The following is a 20,749-nucleotide window of genomic DNA, read 5'->3' on the forward strand; positions in this document are numbered from 1 at the left end:
CATCCAACCAGCCGCGGCATCGATACCCGGCATTCAAAGCACCATGTCGTTGGCGCTGGTAATCGCCAGTACCACGCCGGTAATGATCAGGCCGAACACAGAGCCGATCAGCAGGATCGCCAGAGGCTCGATCAGCACCAGGGCCTTTTTCATTCGCGCCTGCCCGGCCTCTCCATAGAGCGTCGCCAGGCTCTGCAGCATCTCCGCGAGCTGCCCGGAGGCCTCTCCAACCCGCACCAGGCTCGAACCGATGGACGTGACCGCCTGGCGCTCCTCCAACGCTGCCGACAAGGCGATGCCGGCCCGCACATCCTGGGTGACTCGCTCCAGGGTCCGGCGCTGCCGGGCAATGCGGACGCCAGCGTCGGAAAGCGCCAGGGCCTCCACCAGCGGCACACGATTTCCCAGCAGGGTTCCAAGCACCTTCGACCATTGCGCTATTTCCGCCTGCATCAACCATTCCCCGACTACGGGCAGGCGCACCAACTGGTCGAGCGCATGGGCGCGGAGCGCCGGATTGCGCAACGCCACGGCAATGCCGCCAGCAAGCAGCAGGACGGCGAACGCCAGCAAGCCGGAACTCTCGTTGCTCCATACCCCGATGCTCAGCACTGCCCAGGCAAGCCACGGAAGCTGGGCGGTCTCGTTCAGGAGATTGGCGAATTTCGGAACGACGAAGACGAACAGGGTCGCCACGGCGAGCACCCCGCTGAGCACCAGAATCGCAGGGTAGATCAGCGCCCCTTGCAACTCGGCGCGGGTTCGCCGTTCGTATTCCATCTGCGTGGCACAGTCCCTCAGAGCTCCTGCGAGGTTTCCGGTCATCTCGCCGGCCGCCACCAGTTGATATACATAGCGCGGCAAGTCGAGGCCGGCGCTCTCCAGCACTACGGGAAAGGATTGCCCCTGGCGCAGACCATTGGCCATCGCCTGCAGGGCGGAAATCAACTTCGGGTGGCGCGCGCCTCGCTCCTGGGCCTCCACCGCGTCGGCCATGCTCACTCCCGCCGCGAGCATGGTGGCCAGCTCGTGGATGGCCATGTTCAATTCCTCGGCCTTGAGCCGACGTCGCGAGCCCAGGTTGCGGCGTTTCACCTCCAGGCTGAGCGGGGTGAGCCCCTGGCGCTGCAACTGCCGCAGCGCATCCTGGCGCGTGGGGAGGCAGAGTTCGCCACGAACGCGCCTGCCCTTGCGATCGACGGCTTGGTAGATGAAACTCATGGGCTTAGCCGCTGGTCACGCGATGCACCTCGTCAAGACTGGTCATACCCAACCAGGCCTTGATCAAGCCATCTTCACGCAGATTGCGCTGTCCCTGGCTGGCGGCAAGCCGATGCATCTGTTCGAGGGAAGCTCTCTGTACGATCAGGTCGCGCATCTCGGAAGACAGATCGACGAGTTCGTAGATGCCCACACGGCCGCTGTAGCCGGTACCTTCGCAGCGGCCGCAGCCTCGCGCCACGCGCCATTGCGCTGCCTGCCCCGGGAACAGCCGCGCGGTGGCCGCCTCGGTCGCTGCCAGATCGGCCGCAGCAAGGGTTGGCTCGCAAGGTTCCGCGCAGTGGGCGCACAACCTGCGCACCAGTCGCTGGGCCTGGACACCGCGCACCGGCGAAGCCACCAGGAAGGGTTCCACGCCCATGTCGATCAAGCGCGTGAAGGCGCTCACCGCATCGTTGGTATGCAGGGTCGAAAGCACCAGGTGACCGGTGAGCGAGGACTGTACGGCGATCTCCGCCGTCTCCAGGTCGCGTATCTCCCCGATCATGATCACATCGGGATCCTGCCGCAGGATCGAGCGCAAGGCGGCAGCGAAGGTCAGGCCGATGTCGGCATGGACCTGGACCTGGGTGATGTTGGGCACCTGGTACTCCACGGGATCTTCCACGCTGATGAGCTTGCGCACGCCATCATTGATTTCCTCCAGCGCGCCATAGAGCGTGGTGGACTTGCCCGATCCGGTGGGGCCGGTCACCAGGATGATGCCGTGGGGTTCCGCTACCCATGCACGCATCCTCCGCAAGTGGTCCGGGAGCATCCCGAGCCGGTCCAGGCGCAACCCCTCGCGCTCCTTCGGCAACAGGCGCATGACCACCGATTCGCCATGCACCCCTGGCAAGGTGGAGACCCGCACGTCGAGCTCCGTACCGCTGACCCGGATGCTCATGCGTCCATCCTGCGGCAACCGTCGCTCCGCGATGTCGATGGCGGAGATCAGCTTGATCCGCGAGACGACCGCCGCGAATCGCTCGCGGGGAAGGCTCAGTTGGTCGTGCAGGACGCCGTCGACGCGGAAGCGGATACGGAAGTCGAACTCCCGGGGTTCGATGTGAATATCCGAAGAGCGCTTTTCCATGGCCTGGCTCATCACGTTGTTGACGAGTTCGACTACCGGCGCCTCCTCCGCCAGCTCCCGCAGGTAGCGGATGTCTTCGCTGCCGTAGGCGTGCCGATCCGCACCTTGCCGGGCCAGGTCCAGGGAGTGCTCCAACCAGCCGTCCAGATCCTGGGAGCGGCACAGCACTGCTTGAATCGAGCGCTCCGGATAGAAATAGCCCAGGGTTTCGCGTATCGAAGGAGATAACGGATCACGCGCCGCGAACAGCAGTTGCTCGCCCTCCTCCCAGACCACCAGTTGCTCTTCGACGAACCAGTCGGTATTGATCGGGGTACTGAGCAGGAATGCGGCGATGGACTCTTCGCTCGGCTTCCGCAGGTCGTCCCCCACCAGCGGCAACCGCAGTTGCTCCGCCAGCACCTGCATGAGGGTATTTTCCGAGATGGCTCCGGAACGCACGAGAATACCTCCCAGGCGGCCGCCAAGCCGGCGTTGCAGGTCGAGCGCCCGCTCGAGTTCCTGGCCGCTCACCAACCCGCGTTCGAGCAAACGCTGCCCCAGCGGTATCCACTCGGCCGTCACCTGCGGGCCCGGGGAAACGGCCTCAGAGGACATCTGCAAAACCTTCCTGTACCCGACGGAACCAGAGGAAGCCCGATGAACAGACCAGCAGCGACGCAACGCAATAAACGCTGAAGACCTCAAGGGTCGGATAGGGAGCATCGAAAAGGATCGCCCTGACCATTTCCACCGGGATCGTCAGCGGATTGAGGTACAGGTAGGGCTGCATTACCGGTGGCAAGGATGACAGCGGATAGAACACCGGGCTGATGAATAGCAGAAGCACCAGGAGAAACTGGACGAACTGCCCTATGTCGCGAACATAGACCCCGAGCCCCGCGAGGAACCACGCCAGCCCCGTCACGCAGAGCAGGAAGGGGAGCAGGGCAAGCGGTAGCAGAACCAGTTGCCAGCCCGGCTCGACGCCGCTGAAGAGAAGAAAGATACAGAGCACCAGGTAGCCGAGCATGGCGTTGAAGAAAGCGGCCAGCAGCGGTGTGAGGGGGAGTATCTCCAGGGGAAAAACCAGCTTCTTCACGTAGTTGGCGTTGGCCTGGATGATAGTCGGGGCCCTGGACAGGCTTTCAGCGAGGATCCCGTTCAGCAGGAGTCCGGAAAACAGGGTCAAGGCGAAGGAAAGCGTGCTCTGGCTTCCGCCCCAGCGCGACTTCAGCACGAAGCCGAAGACAAACGTATAGATCAGCAAGAGCAGGAACGGCGAGACGATGATCCAGATGCGGCCCAACATGGCGTCGCGATAACGCAGTTCGACCTCGCGCCGGGTCATGACCAGCAGGAGCCTGATGCGACTGGCGAGACTGGCCGGTACCAAGAGGGAACCACTCACAGAAAAACTCTCCACGGCGAAGAAGAACAGAACCCGCTAACCATGAAGGATCGAAGCGAGCTGGGCCATCAGCCCCCACTACTTCTGGCGTAAGGTTTTTCTGATTCAAGAAGAGTCTTCAGAAGACCGGAGCAAGCCGGCACTCTCGCCAACTCGATCTCCCATCGGCTCCGTACCTGCTGGAAAGCACGTGGGTAACCCCGGCAATGGCAACGACTCTCAAGGTGTGGGGCCGGACTGCGCGGAGTGCACCCTCGATTCAGCAGCCAGCGGCAGTGAAACCGGGACGAAAGCAAGACTCATCCTGCAATCGGGGCGATTTCTTCATAGCGCTGGAAAACCTGGCTCAGTGAAACGAAAGCACGCACTGAGCGCCCCGTACGCCAGGGACTGGCAACCTGCACGCCGACCCGGCCTGGGGCGGCATGGCGAGTTCGACGAATACGACTCGGCGCGCCACCTGCCCCCTGTGCCCGCGCTCAAGCGACGCCGCGGCTGCCAAGGGGTTGCAGCGACCTGCGTAGACGGCAGGCGGAAGCGCTGGCGGACGCGATCGGCGCTCTCCCCGCCGTCATGGTTGAGTTTCGGATTGCGTCCGATGGCTCAGCGGATCACCCCGGCGCGCACCGTCAGCGGCCAACTGACCCGATAGCGCGTCTGCGGGTCGCCCCAGGCTTCGCGCAGCTCATCGACGAACGCGGCGCCCGGATCCTGGCCAAGGGCCTTGCCGGCCTCCTTCACCGCCGACCAGGTACCGACGTAGCCCAGCAGCTCGTCCAGGGTCCAGGCCACCTCGATGGCCAGGTCCGGCAGGCGGCGCTCCTCGAAGGGGAACGGCAGATTGCGGTAGCCCTCCTCCACGTGGCGCCGCTCGGCAGGCCAGTAGGGGCCGACGACCTGGTGGTAGAAGTGCTGGACCAGCGGTTCCATGGGTCCGTCGACATGCAATACGCCATAGGTGACCAGGGCCAGGATGGCATCCGCGCGGGCCACACGCCGGACTTCCTCGTAGAAGCGCGGCAGGTCCAGCCAGTGGGCGGCCTGGGCGACCGTCACCAGGTCGGCGCTGGCCGCCGCCAGCCCGCTGTCCTCGGCCAGGGCCACGCGATACTCGACCCGCTCGCGCGCCTGCGCCTTGTCGATCTGCGCGGCGCTGGCGTCGGTACCGACCACCCGTTCGAAACGCTCGGCCAACAGCACCGTGAGCTGTCCGGTGCCGCAGCCGCAGTCCAGGGCCAGGCGGGTGCCGGGGCAGAGCGCGGCCAGCTCGTCGACCAACCGCGCCGGGTAGGTCGGACGATGTGCGGCGTAGTTCGCCGAACCGGTGGAGAAATGATCCTTGAAAGGTGCCGTCATGGGACTCTCCCGAAATGATCCCGGCGACCACAGGGACCATGGCCGTCCAGGCTGCCGCCTTACACTAGGCGAATCCCGTCGATACGGAAACACGACTTTCGGTCACCTTGGAGCACCGTCTCACTACTGCATGCGGTGCAGCAATCAACTGCAAAGAACCTACCTGGTCATCCCCGGATGCTTCATTAGACTGCCGGAACAACGAACGCAGCCAAGGAGACCGCCATGCCCAGTCGCATCACCCTCAACGCAAACGGAGGCCCCGAGGTCCTGCGCCTGGAGCAAGTCCAGGCGCAGCAACCGGGCCCCGGCGAGGTCTGGCTGGAGCAGGCCGCCATCGGCGTCAATCCGCTGGACCTCGGCCAGCGCTCGGGAGCGGTACCGATTCCGCTGCCGTCCGGCCTCGGCCTGGAAGGCGCCGGAGTGGTCGCCGCGCTGGGTCCGGGAGTCTCCGGACTGGCGCCGGGCGACCGCGTCGCCTATGCCACCGGCCCGCTGGGCGCCTATGCCAGCGCCCGGCTCTACCCCGCCGAGCGCTTGCTGAAGCTGCCCGACACACTCGCTTTCGAGGACGCGGCGGCTCTGCTGTTCAAGGGGATCACCGCGCACTACCTGCTGCATGCCACCTACCCCGTCGGGCCCGGCACACGCATCCTGCTGTACGGCGCGGCGGGCGCCGTCGGCCAGTTGATGGCGGCCTGGGCCCGGCACCTGGGCGCCTGGGTGATCGGCGTGGTGTCGAAGGCGGAAAGCGTCGAGCGGGCCAGGGCTGCCGGCTGCGACGAGGTGCTGGTGTTCGACGCGGCCAGTCTCGCCGCCCAGGTCGCCGAGCTGACCGCCAGGCGCAAGGTCGATGTGGTCTACGACCCCATCGGTCGCGCTACCTTCGAGGCGTCCCTGGACAGCTTGCGTCCGCGCGGCCTGCTGGTGTCCTTCGGCGCTACCTCCGGCGTGCCGCCAGCCGTCGAAGTCGCCACCCTCAACGCCAAGGGTTCGCTGTTCCTCACCCGTCCCTCGCTCGCCGCCCACACCGCCAACCCGGAGGAATACCGGCTACGCGCGCAGGCTGTGCTGCGCGCCCATGCAGACGGTGTCATCCAGCCCCGGGTCTGGCGGCGCTACCCGCTGGCCGAGGCGGCCGTGGCGCATACCGATCTGCTGGAGGGACGCTCGCAAGGCGCGCTGGTACTCTTGCCCTGACCCACCCGCAAGAGGCGCATGCATGCAACCGTTCGACAGCCGGCAGGCCGATGAAGTCGCCACGCTCCTGGCCCTGGCCGAGCACGGTTCGTTCGCCGCCGCCGGCCGCGCCCTGCAACGCCATCCCTCGGTGCTCTCGAAGCGGCTCTGCGCACTGGAGCGTCGCCTCGGCATCCGCCTGGTCGAACGCACCACCCGGCAACTGCGCTTCACCGATGAAGGCGAGCGCCTGGCGAGCCGCTTCCGCCAGGCCGTCGACCTGCTCGACGAGGCCGAGCACGAAGCCAGCCTGGGCGCCGCGCAACTGCGCGGACGCCTGCGCATCGCCCTGCCGTCGGCGATGGGCCGGCTCTGGCTCGGTCCGCTGCTGGCGGAGTTCGCCCTGGCGCATCCGCAGGTGGTGCTGGAAACCGACTATTCGGAGCGCTTCGTCGACATCATCGCGGAAGGCTTCGACCTCGCGATCCGGGTCGGCGAACTGGCCGACAGCCGCCTGGTGGCCAGGCGGCTGTGCGCCCACCGGCGCATCCTCGGCGCCGCTCCCGACTACCTGGAGCGGCATGGGGTACCGCGTATCCCGGCCGACCTGGCGGCACACAATTGCCTCGGCTTCAGCGGACTGCACTCGTACCCGGAATGGAAGCTGACCCGCCAGGACGAACAGCAGCCCGTGCGGGTACGCGGCTCGATGGTCAGCAACGACAACGAGGCCCTGCTCTGCGCCGCACGCCAGGGCCTGGGCATCTTCGCCGCCGGCGAGTGGCTGATGAGCCGCGACCTCGAAGCCGGCAGGCTGGTACGGGTGCTGCCGGAGTGGCAACTGGACGCCGACGCCGGCGTCTACCTGGTGCGCCCCTCGGCGCGCTACGCCACGGCGGCGGCCAGCGCGTTCCGCCAATGGGTGGAAGCGCGGTTCGCCGCGGGCCCGCCCTGGCAGCGCCAGCGGGACTGAGCGGTATCCGCGAGCGGCTCGCCGAGGATCGCGCCGCCTCCCGCCCCTCGCTCCCGGACAATCCGGATACCCTCCCGCCAGCATGCGGATAGCCAATGACCCGCCGGCCGGTTCCTACTAGGCTGGTTCGCTTCGCTTTCCCGTTTTCCCACTCCAACAACAACCCGATGAGGAATCCAGGCATGGGACAGTACGTCAGCATCGCCGCGTCCGACGGCAGCGGCCGGTTCGACGCGTATCTCGCGCTCCCCGCCAGCGGCAAGGGGCCGGGCGTGGTGATCGGTCAGGAAATCTTCGGCGTCAACGCGAACATGCGCGCGGTGGCCGACCTGTACGCCGAAGAGGGCTACGTGGCCCTGGTCCCCGACCTGTTCTGGCGGCTCCAGCCGGGGGTCGACCTGGGCTACGACGAAGCGGCCTTCGCCAAGGCCATCGAGCTGTTCCAGCGCATCGACCTGGACGCCGCGGTGGACGACATCGCCGCCTGTATCGAGCACCTGCGCCAACGCGAGGAGGTGGTCCACGCCGGGATCGGCTTCGTCGGCTTCTGCATGGGCGGGAAGCTGGCCTACCTCGCCGCGACGCGCACCGACGTCTCCTGCTCGGTGGGCTACTACGGCATGGGCATCGAGGCGCTGCTCGACGAGGCGAAACAGATCAAGGGCCGGCTGGTGCTGCATTTCGCCGAACAGGACGCCTACTGCCCGCAGCAGGCCCGCGACGCGATCCTGCCCTGCCTGCGCAACCTGCCCAAGACCGAGTTGTACCTCTACCCCGGCGTCGATCACGCCTTCGCCCGCGTCGGCGGCATGCACTTCGACAAACCGGCCTACCTGATGGCCCACGAACGCAGCATCGCCGCCCTGAAGCGGGAGATCGGGCCGAACTTCGACCTCTCCGCGCTGTGGGACGAGCATGTGCGCCACGAGTTCGATACCCGCGACGTCGCCGCGACCATGGCGACCATGGTCGCCGAGCCCTACGTCAACCATGTCCCGACCCTCACCGGCGGCGTCGGCCAGCGCGAACTGAGCCGCTTCTACCGCCATCACTTCATCCACGGCAACCCGCCGGACATGACCCTCACGCCGATTTCGCGGACGGTGGGGGCGCTGCAGGTGGTCGACGAGTTCGTCATGCGCTTCACCCACAGCTGCGAGATCGACTGGCTGCTGCCCGGCGTCCCACCCACCGGGCGCTTCGTGGAAATCCCCATGCTCGGCGTGGTGCGCTTTCGCGGCGACCGCCTTTACCACGAGCACATCTATTGGGACCAGGCCGGCGTGCTGGTGCAGATCGGCCTGCTCGACCCGCAGGGCCTGCCGGTCGCGGGGGTGGAAAGCGCGCGCAAGCTGCTCGACGAAAGCCTGCCGTCGAACCGCCTGATGGCGCGCTGGGCAGCCAGCGAAGGACTCGGCCTCTAGCGGCCGGCTAGCCGCCGAGCAAGGCGCAGAAACGCGCCAGGTCGACGTTACCGCCGCTGAGCAGGATCCCGACCCGCTTGCCGCGCAATTCGTCCTTGCGCTGGCGGGCGGCGGCCAGGCCGAGGCAACCGGTGGGCTCGACCAGCAGCTTCATCCGCGCGGCGAGGAAGCGCATGCCATCCACCAGTTCGGCGTCGCTGGCGGTGAGGATGTCATCGACGTTGCGCTGGATCAGCGGGAAGGTGAGATTGCCCAAATGCTGGGTCTGGGCGCCATCGGCGAGGGTCTGCGGCGTATCGATATGCACGATGGCGCCGCTGCGCAGCGAACGCTGGCCATCGTTGCCGGCCTCCGGCTCCACCCCGTAGATCCGGCAGGCCGGCGCCAGCGCGCGGATCGCCAGGGCGCAGCCGGAGAGCAAGCCGCCGCCGCCGAGGGGCGCGAAGAAGGCGTCCAGCGGACCGACTTCTTCGAACAGTTCCTTGGCCGCGGTGCCCTGCCCGGCCAGCACGTCGGGGTGATCGTAGGGCGGGATCAGGGTCAGGCCATGGCGCTGCGCCAGGTCGCGGCCGATCTGCTCGCGATCTTCCGTATAGCGGTCATAGAGCACTACCTGCCCGCCGTAGCCACGGGTCGCCTCGATCTTCACCGCCGGCGCGTCGGCCGGCATCACGATGGTCGCCGGGATCCCCAGCAAGCGCGCCGAGAGGGCGATGGCCTGGGCGTGGTTGCCGGAGGAGAACGCCACCACCCCGGCGGCACGCTGCTCGGCGGAAAACCGCGACAGCGCGTTGAAGGCGCCGCGGAACTTGAACGCTCCCATGCGCTGCAGGTTTTCGCATTTGAAGAAGACTTCCGCGCCGAGTTCTTCGTCGAGGGTACGCGAGGACATCACCGGCGTGCGGTTGGCATGCCCGGCGATCCGCGCGGCGGCGGCGATCACATCGTCGTAGGTAGGCAGGTCGTGCATGGTCGGTTCCTCGGACCTTGGCAAAGAAGACAGGCAGGTCGCCAGGTTACCAGGCGAACGCCGCCAGCAGCGCCTGCGCGACAGCATCGGCGGCGGAAGACTGGCGGAGCCATTGACGAAGAGGTCCTGCATGGGTCGATGCTCCGCGATGCCGGGTCGGCCTCACTCGTCCAGGTAGCCGTCCCTGATGCCCTTCGAGCGGCGGTAGAGGTAGAGCCCGAGGCGCAGCACGACGAGCACGCCGAAGAACACCCCGACGGTCACCCAGGTGTTGCCGAAGAACCATTCCAGGCAGACGTAGAGCAACGCCAGCGGTATGCAGACGAGGGTCATCAGCAGGTAATGCTTGATCATTGCGGCGGGCACTCCTCTTCTTCGTCCTTCAGCGGGCATTTGACGATCTGCTTGCCCGTTTGCCAGGCGGCCTGGGTGGCCACGGCCTTCTTGATGGTATCGGCATGGGCGGCCTTGCGCGCGGCCAGCTTGGCCGCGCGGTTGGCGGTGTTGGCCGCCTGTCCGGAAAGGGTCCTGATCGCCTTGGCGGACTGCACCACAGTCTTGCCGGTGCTGAGCATGCCCGGCGCCACGGTGCCGATGGCCGCCGAGGCGCCGACGTGTTTCCAGTTGATGTCGATGCACTTCCACTTGATATCGGTGAGGTCGCGATCGCTGTCCCAGTTGTCCTTCATCTGCCCCAGCACCTGCTTGCCGGTCTGCATCCCCAGCTCGATGCCGGCGCCCAGCGCCGCTCCGATCGCGGCGCGGGCGGCGAAGGCACCGATCACCACCAGCGGGATGATCAGGCCGGTGGGATCGTAGGCCAGCGTGGGCGCGTTCAGCGCGTAGGCATAGGGGTTGGGACCACCGCCCAGGCCGAGCGGGTCCTGGCTGGCATAGCGCCCGGCTTCCGGCAGATAGTAACGGTAGCGGTTGTAGTAGAGGCCGCTTTCCTCATCGTGGTACTGCCCCTGGAAGCGAATCGGCTGCGCACCCGGCTGTCGTTCCGGCGCTACCGCCCGCCAGTCGTCCGGAACGCCCTGCCAACGCAGTTGGCCACGTTCGTCGCTCAGCTGCAGGGGGGTACCGAGGTGATCGGTGTGGAAGAAAGCGATCCGCGCCTCGCCCAGCGCCGGCACGCATTGCGCCGGCAGCGGCTGGCCCTCGGCGGCGAACGCCTGGCGCAGTTGCAGCAGCTCCGGGGGATCGGGCTCGCAGGCCTGCTCCAGGCGCAGCAACGGGACGAAACCGCCCGGTTCGTGAACGGTGGTGCGCAGTTCCCGCGCAAAGGCTTCGGCGCATTGGCGATCGCCGTCCCAGCCGAAGCGCACCTGCTGCTCGACACCCTCGCGCAGCACCACCTTGGCGATCCGTCGCGACAGCGCGTCGTAGCGGTAGCGCGCCTCCAGCCGCGTGCCGTCGGCGCAATCGCGCGACAGATGGACCAGGCGCTGCGCGCCGTCGTAGGCCAGGCACAGGCGCTCGCCGTCGGCGCCGATACGCTCGACCAGGTTGCCCAGCGCATCGAAGCGATAGCGGTTGCCGGCGATCCTCTCCACGCGGTTGCCAGCCCAGCGCGCCGGGCCTTCGCCGGCCTGGCTCGCGCGCGCCTCGGAGCGACTGAAACCGGAGCGGTACAGTTCGTTCTCGGCAAATGCCTGGCGAGCGTCCTCGCGCGCATGCTCGCCGACGCCCTCCAGGCGGTTGCCGGCGGCGTCATAGCGGTAGGTGCTGGCCGCCGCGCCAGCGCGCCGGCTGGCCAGCAGGCGACCGCCGAGGTCGTATTCGTAGCGCACCGACGGATACTGGTTGTCGTCGATGCCGACCAGTTGTCCAAGTCCGTCGTAGCGATAGCCGCGCTGCCAGTCGAAACCGCCGGCCAGACGCAGGTGGCTGCGCTGCAGGCGTCCCAGCGGCGCGTGCTGGCGCTCCTGGGTGAACAACGCGTCATCCTGCCCGTCACGGCGGGCGTCGCGACGCACCTCGCGGTGCAGGGCGTCGCGCTCGAAGGCCAGCTCGACCGCACCGACCAGCGCGCCGTGCAGATGACCCGGGCCATAGGTCAGCCAGGCGACCGGCGGCGCGTCGCCATAACGGCTGGTCTGGCGCACGCCTAGCGCGTCGTGGCTGTGCTCGACGCTGTAGACCCAACCGTCGGCATGTACCTGGCTTTCCAGGCGCAGGTTACCGACCTCGTCGTACGTGTAGCGCACCTCACAATCCGCCCCGCCGGCGCTGGCCAGGCGACCGTCGGCCAACCAGCGGTAACGCTCGACCAGGGCCGGTGCGTGCTCGGTGGCGGGAACCCGGATGCTCGCCAGGCGGCCGTCGCGGTCGTAGGCATAGGTGGTCTCGCGACCGTCGGCATCCTCGCGGGCGATCAGTTCGTCAGCGGCGTTGTAGCGATAGCGTTGGCGACGACCGTCGAAGCCGGTCTCTTCCACCAGACGGTCCAGCAGGTCGTAGCGGAACTGCGCCTGGACGCCGTTCTCGTTGGTCAGGGCGACCAGCCTGCCGGCTTCGTCGTGCAGGTAGGACAATTCGCCGCCGCCGGCGTCGGAAACCCGCGCCAGCAGATCGCCGTGGCCCCAGGAAAACAGCGTGGCGTGCCCCTCGGCATCGGCGATACGGGTCTGCCGCCCAAGGGCGTCGTATTCATAGCTCAGGGCGCTGCCGTCGGCCAATTCCAGGCCGATCAGTTGCCCCAGCGGGTCGTAGCGGCGCCGGGTCAGTTGTCCCAGCGGGTCGCTGCTGGCGACCAAACGTCCTTCGTTGTCGTAGTCGTAACGCCAGACCTGGCCGGAACAATCGGTCAACGCGGCCAACAGGCCGAAGCGGTTCCACTCCAGGCGCCGCTCGCCGCCGCGCGGGTCGACGATTCGCGTCGGCCGGTCGGGCAGGCGCGGGTCTTCGTAGGCGTAGCGGGTGCTGCCGGCCGGGCCGCGCACCGTCGTCGCATTGCCCCGTTCGTCGCGCTCGAAGGTCCAGCGGCGCTGCATCGCGTCCCCCAGCTCGACCAGCAGCCCGGTCTCTTCGTCGACGCGCTTGCGATAGCGCGCCTTGCCCGGCGACTCCTCCTCGAGCATCCGCCCCTGGCCATCACGCCGGCGCCGCGTCTCCCGTCCCAGCGGATCGCGCATGGCGACCAGGCGGCCGAACAGGTCGTAGTCGAACTCGCTACGGCTGCCGTCGGCCCTGACCAGCGCGGTCCAGCGCCGCTGCCCACCCTCGCCGGCGAACTCGTAGCGTTCGACGCGGCCGAGGCTGTCGCTGACCTCGGTGGCATCGCGCAGGTAGCGGAAGGTACGGGTCAGGCCGCCCGCCTCGATCTGCTTCACGACCCGCCCGTGCGGAGCATGGACATCCCACTCGTAGCGAACCTCCAGCCCACCCGGTTCGCCGTGGGCGACCAGCATGTGCTCGCGCCAGGCGAATACCCGGACCACCTGGCCAAGACGGTCGCGCACGGCGATCAGGTCGCCGCTGTCGCTGAACTGGTAGCGCACCAGCCAGTCGAGCCCCGGGCTCTGCGGATCGATGTAGTCCGGAGGCGGTCCGTCGTGGCTGGCCAGGATCACGCCGAACAGACGCAGGCCGTCGTCGCCCTCGCTCGGCTCGCAGGCTTGCTGGTAGACCAGCGCATAGCTGCGCCCGGCGCTGTCGCGCACGCCGGTGAGCAGGCCACGTCCGCTCCAGCGGAACTCGGTGCGATAGCCGGCGCGGCCGAAGCTGGCCTGCAGGCGCCAGATACCGTCGGGGCAACGCTGGAAATGCAGGTAGCTGTGGCCGGACAGCACCAGCACGGAGCCCTCCTGCGTCTGCAGTTCGGCCGGCACCGCCGCCCAGCGCCCGCGCCAGGCCTGCGCTTCGCCGCCGCTCGAACCGCCGCGGCGCAGCCACAGCTCCTCGCTGCCGGAATAATGCTGCGCGCCGGGAGCCAGCGCAGGAAAGCCGATCCGGCGGCCCTGGGCGTCGACCAGCACGCAGGCGTCTTCGCTCAGTTCCAGGTGCATGCTCTCGCCCGGCAGCCACCAGCCCCGGCCGAGCCGGCCGATACGGGGGTTGCTCGACAGGTAGCCACGGGCGAAGGTGAAGGTGTCCGGCGCCGCCAGGGCGAAATCGACCTCTTCCGGCAGCAGCTTGCTGCCGAGCATCGGGTTGACCGGCTTGCCCACCAACGGCACGCAGGCGGACACCCGGTCGGCCAGGCCGACCGCGCTGCTGCCGACGTGCACGGTGGGCGAGCCGGTGGAGATAACCCCTCCCGAGACTTTCTCGCCGACATGGGAAACCGGTAGGCCGCTCATCTATCCATCCTTCCTTGGGAAAAGCCGCGACAGGACATCCGCCCGCCGCTCAACAGTTGATATCGACATTGGGCGAGAGGATCTCGATCTCCCCCGGCGTCAGGCGGATCGTGCTCTGGCCGCAGCGCAAGAGGATCTCGCGGTCGGCGGTCAGCTCGATGCGCTGGCTGCCGAGGGTGATGCTCTGACCGTCCAGGGTGATCTTAGAGCCATCGTCGCTGCCGCCCACGCTCACTTCGTAGCTATCGCCCACCGACAAGGTCTTCTTCTTCATCACCTGGGTGCTCTGGTTCAGCCCGACCACGGTGTTCATCATCATGCCGACGTTCAGGCTGTAGCCGAGCCCGACGTTTTCCATGCGCCCCATGCCGACGTTCTGCAACGAGGCCATGAGGATGGTTTCCGTCTTGTTCATGCCGATCCTGACCGTCTCGTTGCGGTCGACCGTCTTGCTGCGGTTGGCATGCACGGTGATGGTCTCGTTGTTGTCCACGGTCTCGGTGCGATCGTGCTTCACATGCACCGTCTCGTCGTGGTCGATGGTCTTGGTCCGGTCGTGGCCGACCCAGTGGGTCTCGTCGTTCTCGACCTCGATGTCCTGGTTCCTCTCGGCATGGATGAACAACTGCTCGGCGCCCTTCTTGTCCTCCATGCGGATCTCGTTGAAGTTGGCCGGCGTGCCGCCCTTGCTCGAACGGCTCTTGGTGCCGCTCTGGGTAGCGTTCGCCGGCAGCTCGTAGGGCACCGTCTGCTCGGCGTTGTAGACCCGCCCGGTGATGATCGGCCGGTCCGGGTCGCCTTCGAGGAAGCTGACGATCACTTCCTGGCCGATCCGCGGGATCTGGATCGAGCCCCAGTTCTTCCCCGCCCAGGCCTGCGAGACGCGCATCCAGCAGGAGCTGTTCTCGTTGGACTGGTCGTGGCGGTCCCAGTGGAAATGCACCTTGACCCGGCCGTACTGGTCGGTCCAGATCTCCTCGCCCTTGGGCCCGACCACCACCGCGGTCTGCGGGCCGCGCACCACCGGCACCGGGGTCGACGGCAAGGGGCGGAAAGCCTGGCCGGCGTCGATACAGTCCAGCTCGCTCTCGAACTGCGCGCCGCCCCCGCCATTACCGGTCTCGTAGAGTTCCTGGACTACCCGGTACTCGGCGCCAACCACCAGGTATTCGCGGTTCTGGTCCAGGCGCGGGTAGTTGCTCAGGTGGAACAGATGGCCCGCCCCGATACCCCTGGCGCATCCCCGCAGGCGAACTCGCTCGTACTGGGTCTGGATCGCCTCGATGCGGGTCCGTGCATAGTGTTCGCCGTCCTGGCTCTGCACATACTCGCCAGGGTAGTCGTAGAGCGGGTAGTCGGCCGCGGCATGGGCGCGCCCGACATTGGAGCGCACTTCCAGGCGGGTGCCGGGACGCTGGAAGTCGTAGTCGTTGAGGCTCAGCGAGCCGGGCTGGACCTCGCGCGCCATGTGCCAGTCGAAGAAGTGGTCGCGCTCGCGATGGCCGAGGCTCGGCGGGTAATAGGGCACGCTGGTGTAGCCGGCCGGGCTGTGGTGCGCGCCGTAGGCATCGGAGAGCACCAGGATGTGACGCTTCTTTTCGTGGCGGAACCAGTAGTAGATGCCTTCCTGCTCCATCAGCCGGCTGACGAAATCGAAGCTGGTCTCGCGGTATTGCACACAGTATTCCCACTCGCGGTAGGAGCGGCTCAGGGCGTCCTCGAAGTCGGAGAAGCCGAGGTCGCGGAACACCTGCTTGATGATGTCTGGGACCTTCTGGTTCTGGAAGATGCGGCAGTCGGAGGTGCGCGTCAGCAGCCACAGCCAGGGCCGCAGGGTGACCTGGTAGCTGGCGAACTGGCCAGCGCCGGCGCCCTGGCTACAGCGCGCGACGATGCCGTGGAAATACCGCCGGCTGCCGCCGGGGAGTTCCAGCGCGAGGCTCATCGGCTTGCCCAACAGGGCATCCAGAGGCAAGGCGGGATTGCTCGAGACCAGTTCGAGCTCGTGGCTGAACAGCCGGCCCAGCTCTTCGCGACCCTCCAGCCGTTGCAGTTGCAGGACCTCGGGTCCCAGCGGGGAGTCCACGTGTACCAGGCGGGTGTGTTGGGAGAACAGCATGGGGAATCTTCCTTGATAGTCACCTGCGGCGGGCGGCCCGAACAACGCGCCAGCAGCGCGCCAGATGATCGTACAACCCAGTGCCGTCGCGAAAGGCTGGCCAATAGCCACGACACCCCTGCCCGCCTCCTGCGGACCCGCCGACCCTAAGCCAGAAAAAAAACCGAAGCAACGACGGCTTTGTCGAAAAGTATTTCCGCTCCGAGCACGCTGCGGCGCACTGGCCCATTGCCCGATCCCCGGCAAAAATGAGATATTCACGAACGTGAATCATTCTCATATCTCATCCCCATCTCCCCGCCTGCTGCTGGTCGAAGACGACCCGCGCCTGCGCGAGGATCTCGACGCGCATTTCCGCCAGCGCGGCTTCCGCGTGACCGTCTGCGGCGATGGCTCGCACGGGCTGGAAGCCGCCGGGCGCGAAGCGTTCGACCTGGTGTTGCTGGACATCATGCTGCCCGGCCTCGACGGCCTGGCCCTGCTGGAGTCGCTGCGCCGCGAGCAGGCCACGCCGGTGATGCTGATGTCGGCCCTGGGCGCCGAACAGGATCGCATCAGCGGCTTCACCCGCGGCGCCGACGACTACCTGCCGAAGCCGTTCAGCCTGGCCGAGCTGGATGCCCGCACCGACGCCCTGCTGCGCCGCGTACGACTGGACCGCCTGCCGTCGGCGCAGCGGCGGGATACCCGGCTGGTGTTCGACGACCAGGCCCAGGATGTGCTCCACCAGGGCCTTCCGGCGGGGCTGACGCCATCCGAGTACCGCCTCCTGGCGACGCTCCGCGAACACGCTGGCGAGGCGCTGAGCAAGCCGTTCCTCTACCGGAGCGTGCTGCACCGCAGCTACACGCGCCTCGACCGCGGTCTCGACGTGCACGTCTGCAACCTGCGGCGCAAGCTCGCCGCGGTCGCCGTCCGTCACCTGCAGATCCAGGCGGTACGCGGCCAGGGCTACCTGCTGGTGGAGACGGAACACCCCTGATGCGCAGGCACCCGCTGTTATGGAAACTGGCGCTGCTGCAGGTCGGCTTCTGCCTGCTGCTGACCTGGCTGATCTACACCTGGGGCCTGTCGGTGGAGCGCAGCACCTACTTCCTCGCCCCGGCCGACCGCAGCTACCTGGCGGACTACGCGCGGCAGGCGGAGGATGCCTGGCGCAGCGAGGGCGCCGCGGGCGCCGAACGCTTCCGCAAGGAACTGTCGGCGAAGGAAGATACCTGGGTGGCGCTGGTCGGACCGCACCTGGAAAGCCTCGGCAGCACGCCGCTGAGCGCCGAGGAGTCGAGCCACCTGACCTTCATGCGCAAGCTCGACTGGCCGATGAGCCGGCGCCTGCAGGACGAACTGCCGTACGTCAGCATCGAGTTCCCCGGACATCCCGAGCAGGGCCGGCTGGTAATCCAGTTACCGGAGCGCCTGCTGCCCGGCGGACTGACCCCCTGGACCCACCTGGTCACCCACGGCATAGTCCCGACCTTGCTGGCCGCCCTGCTCGGCCTGCTGCTCTACCGCCACCTGGTGGTGCCGCTAAACCGCTTGCGCGATCGCGCCGACGCCCTGCGCGCTGACGAACTGGAAAGCACTCCCCTCGCCGCACCGCTGGCGGCCCGCCGCGACGAACTCGGCGAGCTGGCCCAGGCCCTGGAGCACATGGCCGAGCGCCTGCGCCTGAGTCTCGCCCAGCAGCGCCTGCTGCTGCGCACCCTGTCCCACGAACTGCGCACGCCGCTGGCGCGCCTGCGCATCGCCCACGACAGCGAGCTACCGCCGGAACAGTTGCGCCAGCGCCTGGATCGCGAAATCGGCGACATGCAACGACTGCTGGAAGACACCCTCGACCTCGCCTGGATGGACACCGAGCGCCCGCAACTGCCCACCGAGCCGGTGCTGGCGCTGTCGGTGTGGGAAGCGCTGCGCGAGGACGCCTGTTTCGAAAGCGGCTGGGACCCGGCGCGGCTACCCTGCCGCTTGGGCGTCGACTGTCGCGTCGAGGTCCACCTGGACAGCCTGGCCCAGGCCATGGAAAACCTCCTGCGCAACGCCATCCGTCACTCGCCCGAGGACGGCACGGTCAGCCTCGACGGCGAGCGCGAGGGCGACTTCTGGCACCTGCGCCTGCAGGACCAGGGCCCTGGCGTGGCGGAAGACCAGTTGGAACGCATCTTCCTCCCCTACCAGCGCCTGGACGATAGCGCCGGCGAAGGTTTCGGCCTCGGCCTGGCGATCGCCCGGCGCGCCATCGAGCTACAGGGCGGCCGGCTCTGGGCCAGCAACGGCAAGCCCGGATTGTGCCTGCACCTGTGGCTGCCGGCGGCCGCCTGAGGGCGAAGTGTTTAGAAAGTTAATGCGCTTTACTCTCAAATAACAATCAATATCATTCGTGATCTCTTGCATTTCGCTGCATTGCCCGGAGATCACCGATGTCCTCACGCGCCCTTCCCGCCGTTCCCTTCCTGCTGCTGTCCAGTTGCCTGCTCGCCAACGCCGTACACGCCGCCGGCCAGGGCGACGGCTCCGTCATCGAGCTGGGCGAGCAGACCGTGGTCGCCACCGCCCAGGAGGAAACCAAGCAGGCGCCGGGAGTTTCCATCATCACCGCCGAGGACATCGCCAAGCGACCGCCGAGCAACGACCTGTCGCAGATCATCCGGACCATGCCGGGGGTCAACCTGACCGGCAACAGCTCCAGCGGCCAGCGTGGCAACAACCGGCAGATCGACATCCGCGGCATGGGCCCGGAGAACACCCTGATCCTGGTCGACGGCAAGCCGGTCAGCTCGCGCAACTCGGTGCGCTACGGCTGGCGCGGCGAGCGCGACAGCCGCGGCGACACCAACTGGGTGCCGGCCGACCAGGTCGAGCGCATCGAAGTGATCCGCGGCCCGGCGGCGGCGCGCTACGGCAACGGCGCGGCGGGCGGCGTGGTGAACATCATCACCAAGCAGGCCGGCGCGGAAACCCACGGTAATCTCAGCGTCTACAGCAATTTCCCGCAACACAAGGCCGAAGGCGCCAGCGAACGGATGAGCTTCGGTCTCAACGGGCCGCTCACGGAAAACCTCAGCTACCGCGTCTACGGCAACATCGCCAAGACCGACTCGGACGACTGGGACATCAACGCCGGCCACGAATCCAACCGCACCGGCAAGCAGGCCGGCACCCTCCCCGCCGGTCGCGAAGGCGTGCGCAACAAGGACATCGACGGGCTGCTCAGCTGGCGCCTGACGCCCGAGCAGACCCTCGAGTTCGAGGCCGGCTTCAGCCGCCAGGGCAACATCTACACCGGCGACACGCAGAACACCAACAGCAACAACTACGTGAAGCAGATGCTCGGCCACGAGACCAACCGCATGTACCGCGAGACCTACTCGGCCACCCATCGCGGCGAATGGGACTTCGGCAGCTCGCTGGCCTACCTGCAGTACGAGAAGACCCGCAACAGCCGGATCAACGAAGGCCTGGCCGGCGGCACCGAAGGCATCTTCGACCCCAACAACGCCGGCTTCTACACCGCCACCCTGCGCGACCTGACCGCCCACGGCGAGGTCAACCTGCCGCTGCACCTGGGCTACGAGCAGACCCTGACCCTCGGCAGCGAGTGGACCGAGCAGAAGCTCGACGACCCTAGCTCCAACACCCAGAACACCGAGGAAGGCGGCTCGATCCCCGGTCTCGCCGGAAAGAACCGCAGCAGCAGTTCCTCAGCGCGGATCTTCTCGCTGTTCGCCGAGGACAACATCGAGCTGATGCCCGGCACCATGCTCACCCCAGGCCTGCGCTGGGACCACCACGACATCGTCGGCGACAACTGGAGCCCATCGCTGAACCTGTCCCACGCGCTCACCGAGCGGGTCACCCTGAAGGCCGGTATCGCCCGCGCCTACAAGGCCCCCAACCTGTACCAGCTGAACCCCGACTACCTGCTCTACAGCCGTGGCCAGGGTTGCTACGGGCAAAGCACCAGTTGCTACCTGCGCGGCAACGACGGCCTCAAGGCCGAGACCAGCGTGAACAAGGAACTGGGCATCGAGTACAGCCACGACGGCCTGGTAGCGGGGCTGACCTACTTCCGCAACGACTACAAGAACAAGATCGAATCCGGCCTGTCACCGGTCGACCACGCCAGCGGCGGCAAGGGCGACTACGCCAACGCGGCGATCTACCAGTGGGAGAACGTGCCCAAGGCGGTGGTCGAGGGCCTCGAAGGCACCCTGACCCTGCCCCTGGCCGACGGCCTGAAGTGGAGCAACAACTTCACCTACATGCTGCAATCGAAGAACAAGGAAACCGGCGACGTGCTCTCGGTGACGCCGCGCTACACCCTCAACTCGATGCTCGACTGGCAGGCCACCGACGACCTCTCGCTGCAAGCCACGGTCACCTGGTACGGCAAGCAGAAGCCGAAGAAATACGACTATCACGGCGACCGTGTCACCGGCAGCGCCAACGACCAGCTCTCGCCCTACGCCATCGTCGGCCTCGGCGGCACCTATCGGTTAAGCAAGAACCTGAGCCTCGGCGCCGGCGTCGACAACCTGTTCGACAAGCGCCTGTTCCGCGCCGGCAATGCCCAGGGCGTGGTCGGCATCGACGGGGCCGGCGCGGCGACCTACAACGAGCCCGGACGGACCTTCTATACCAGCCTGACCGCGTCGTTCTGAGCCATAACGAGAAAGCC

Annotated in this window: 14 protein-coding genes; 6 read left to right on the forward strand and 8 right to left on the reverse strand. The window is 67.3% G+C overall.

Translation table 11 applies throughout. The features are described 5' to 3' along the window. Positions 1–33: 33 nt before the first annotated feature. The 4 genes from M6E97_RS05915 to M6E97_RS05930 all read right to left on the reverse strand — a co-directional run bounded on the left by M6E97_RS05915 (position 34) and on the right by M6E97_RS05930 (position 5,102). On the reverse strand, positions 34–1,221 hold the full coding sequence (locus M6E97_RS05915; RefSeq protein ID WP_174217693.1) for a type II secretion system F family protein: 1,188 nt from the start codon (positions 1,219–1,221) through the stop codon (positions 34–36). A 4-nt stretch (positions 1,222–1,225) separates the two neighbouring features. Continuing rightward, positions 1,226–2,953: a GspE/PulE family protein gene (locus M6E97_RS05920; protein WP_003090521.1), complete on the reverse strand. Its 1,728-nt coding sequence runs from the start codon at positions 2,951–2,953 to the stop codon at positions 1,226–1,228. Then, on the reverse strand, positions 2,943–3,746 hold the full coding sequence (locus M6E97_RS05925; protein WP_003131067.1) for an ABC transporter permease: 804 nt from the start codon (positions 3,744–3,746) through the stop codon (positions 2,943–2,945). Before M6E97_RS05925 ends, M6E97_RS05920 begins: the two co-directional genes overlap by 11 nt. A gap of 603 nt (positions 3,747–4,349) precedes the next feature. After that, positions 4,350–5,102 carry a class I SAM-dependent methyltransferase gene (locus M6E97_RS05930; protein WP_003110095.1) on the reverse strand — a complete coding sequence of 251 codons (753 nt, stop codon included), beginning with the start codon at positions 5,100–5,102 and terminating at the stop codon, positions 4,350–4,352. 225 nt (positions 5,103–5,327) lie between these two features. On the opposite strand from M6E97_RS05930, the gene M6E97_RS05935 reads away from it, so the two are divergent. From M6E97_RS05935 to M6E97_RS05945, 3 genes are all read left to right on the forward strand, one after another. Further along, complete coding sequence (locus M6E97_RS05935) at positions 5,328–6,302, forward strand: quinone oxidoreductase family protein (RefSeq protein ID WP_033939015.1); 975 nt, start codon at positions 5,328–5,330, stop codon at positions 6,300–6,302. A 22-nt stretch (positions 6,303–6,324) separates the two neighbouring features. Beyond that, entirely contained in the window at positions 6,325–7,254 is a 930-nt protein-coding gene (locus tag M6E97_RS05940) for a LysR family transcriptional regulator (protein WP_033939014.1), read from the forward strand. A gap of 182 nt (positions 7,255–7,436) precedes the next feature. Next, positions 7,437–8,678, forward strand: a complete 1,242-nt coding sequence (locus tag M6E97_RS05945) for a dienelactone hydrolase family protein (RefSeq protein ID WP_003113399.1) — start codon at positions 7,437–7,439, stop codon at positions 8,676–8,678. Positions 8,679–8,685: 7 nt separating this feature from the next. On the opposite strand, the gene M6E97_RS05950 is transcribed toward M6E97_RS05945, so the two are convergent. From M6E97_RS05950 to tssI, 4 genes are all read right to left on the reverse strand, one after another. Then, positions 8,686–9,648: a threo-3-hydroxy-L-aspartate ammonia-lyase gene (locus M6E97_RS05950; protein ID WP_003090528.1), complete on the reverse strand. Its 963-nt coding sequence runs from the start codon at positions 9,646–9,648 to the stop codon at positions 8,686–8,688. Between the two features lie 162 nt (positions 9,649–9,810). Beyond that, on the reverse strand, positions 9,811–10,002 hold the full coding sequence (locus M6E97_RS05955) for a hypothetical protein (RefSeq protein WP_003090543.1): 192 nt from the start codon (positions 10,000–10,002) through the stop codon (positions 9,811–9,813). Next, positions 9,999–13,952 carry a type VI secretion system effector Tse5 gene (gene tse5, locus M6E97_RS05960; RefSeq protein ID WP_033939013.1) on the reverse strand — a complete coding sequence of 1,318 codons (3,954 nt, stop codon included), beginning with the start codon at positions 13,950–13,952 and terminating at the stop codon, positions 9,999–10,001. Before tse5 ends, M6E97_RS05955 begins: the two co-directional genes overlap by 4 nt. A gap of 49 nt (positions 13,953–14,001) precedes the next feature. After that, positions 14,002–16,071 (reverse strand): type VI secretion system tip protein TssI/VgrG, encoded by a 2,070-nt coding sequence (gene tssI / locus M6E97_RS05965; RefSeq protein ID WP_003158481.1) that lies wholly within the window; start codon positions 16,069–16,071, stop codon positions 14,002–14,004. Positions 16,072–16,336: 265 nt separating this feature from the next. Here tssI and M6E97_RS05970 point away from each other — a divergent pair, with 265 nt between their 5' ends. The 3 genes from M6E97_RS05970 (at position 16,337) to pfeA (ending at position 20,732) form a co-directional block, all read left to right on the forward strand. After that, on the forward strand, positions 16,337–17,053 hold the full coding sequence (locus tag M6E97_RS05970) for a response regulator transcription factor (RefSeq protein WP_019485278.1): 717 nt from the start codon (positions 16,337–16,339) through the stop codon (positions 17,051–17,053). Further along, positions 17,053–18,393 (forward strand): two-component system sensor histidine kinase PfeS, encoded by a 1,341-nt coding sequence (gene pfeS, locus M6E97_RS05975; RefSeq protein WP_023435125.1) that lies wholly within the window; start codon positions 17,053–17,055, stop codon positions 18,391–18,393. The genes M6E97_RS05970 and pfeS overlap by 1 nt, the downstream gene beginning before the upstream one ends. 98 nt (positions 18,394–18,491) lie before the next feature. Further along, a complete protein-coding gene (gene pfeA, locus M6E97_RS05980; RefSeq protein ID WP_033939012.1) occupies positions 18,492–20,732 on the forward strand; it encodes a siderophore enterobactin receptor PfeA in 2,241 nt (746 codons plus the stop codon). The last annotated feature ends 17 nt before the right edge of the window (positions 20,733–20,749 follow it).

This window comes from Pseudomonas sp. B111 (genome assembly GCF_026428275.1).
GTDB classification, from domain to species: domain Bacteria; phylum Pseudomonadota; class Gammaproteobacteria; order Pseudomonadales; family Pseudomonadaceae; genus Pseudomonas; species Pseudomonas aeruginosa.

Bases quoted from the DNA above. Each gene is read 5' to 3' on its own strand.
- M6E97_RS05955 (WP_003090543.1), bottom strand. From the start codon at position 10,002: ATGATCAAGCATTACCTGCTGATGACCCTCGTCTGCATACCGCTGGCG.
- M6E97_RS05920 (WP_003090521.1), bottom strand. From the start codon at position 2,953: ATGTCCTCTGAGGCCGTTTCCCCGGGCCCGCAGGTGACGGCCGAGTGG.
- M6E97_RS05940 (WP_033939014.1), top strand. From the start codon at position 6,325: ATGCAACCGTTCGACAGCCGGCAGGCCGATGAAGTCGCCACGCTCCTG.
- M6E97_RS05930 (WP_003110095.1), bottom strand. From the start codon at position 5,102: ATGACGGCACCTTTCAAGGATCATTTCTCCACCGGTTCGGCGAACTAC.
- M6E97_RS05915 (WP_174217693.1), bottom strand. From the start codon at position 1,221: ATGAGTTTCATCTACCAAGCCGTCGATCGCAAGGGCAGGCGCGTTCGT.
- M6E97_RS05935 (WP_033939015.1), top strand. From the start codon at position 5,328: ATGCCCAGTCGCATCACCCTCAACGCAAACGGAGGCCCCGAGGTCCTG.
- tssI (WP_003158481.1), bottom strand. From the start codon at position 16,071: ATGCTGTTCTCCCAACACACCCGCCTGGTACACGTGGACTCCCCGCTG.
- pfeA (WP_033939012.1), top strand. From the start codon at position 18,492: ATGTCCTCACGCGCCCTTCCCGCCGTTCCCTTCCTGCTGCTGTCCAGT.
- tse5 (WP_033939013.1), bottom strand. From the start codon at position 13,952: ATGAGCGGCCTACCGGTTTCCCATGTCGGCGAGAAAGTCTCGGGAGGG.
- pfeS (WP_023435125.1), top strand. From the start codon at position 17,053: ATGCGCAGGCACCCGCTGTTATGGAAACTGGCGCTGCTGCAGGTCGGC.
- M6E97_RS05950 (WP_003090528.1), bottom strand. From the start codon at position 9,648: ATGCACGACCTGCCTACCTACGACGATGTGATCGCCGCCGCCGCGCGG.
- M6E97_RS05945 (WP_003113399.1), top strand. From the start codon at position 7,437: ATGGGACAGTACGTCAGCATCGCCGCGTCCGACGGCAGCGGCCGGTTC.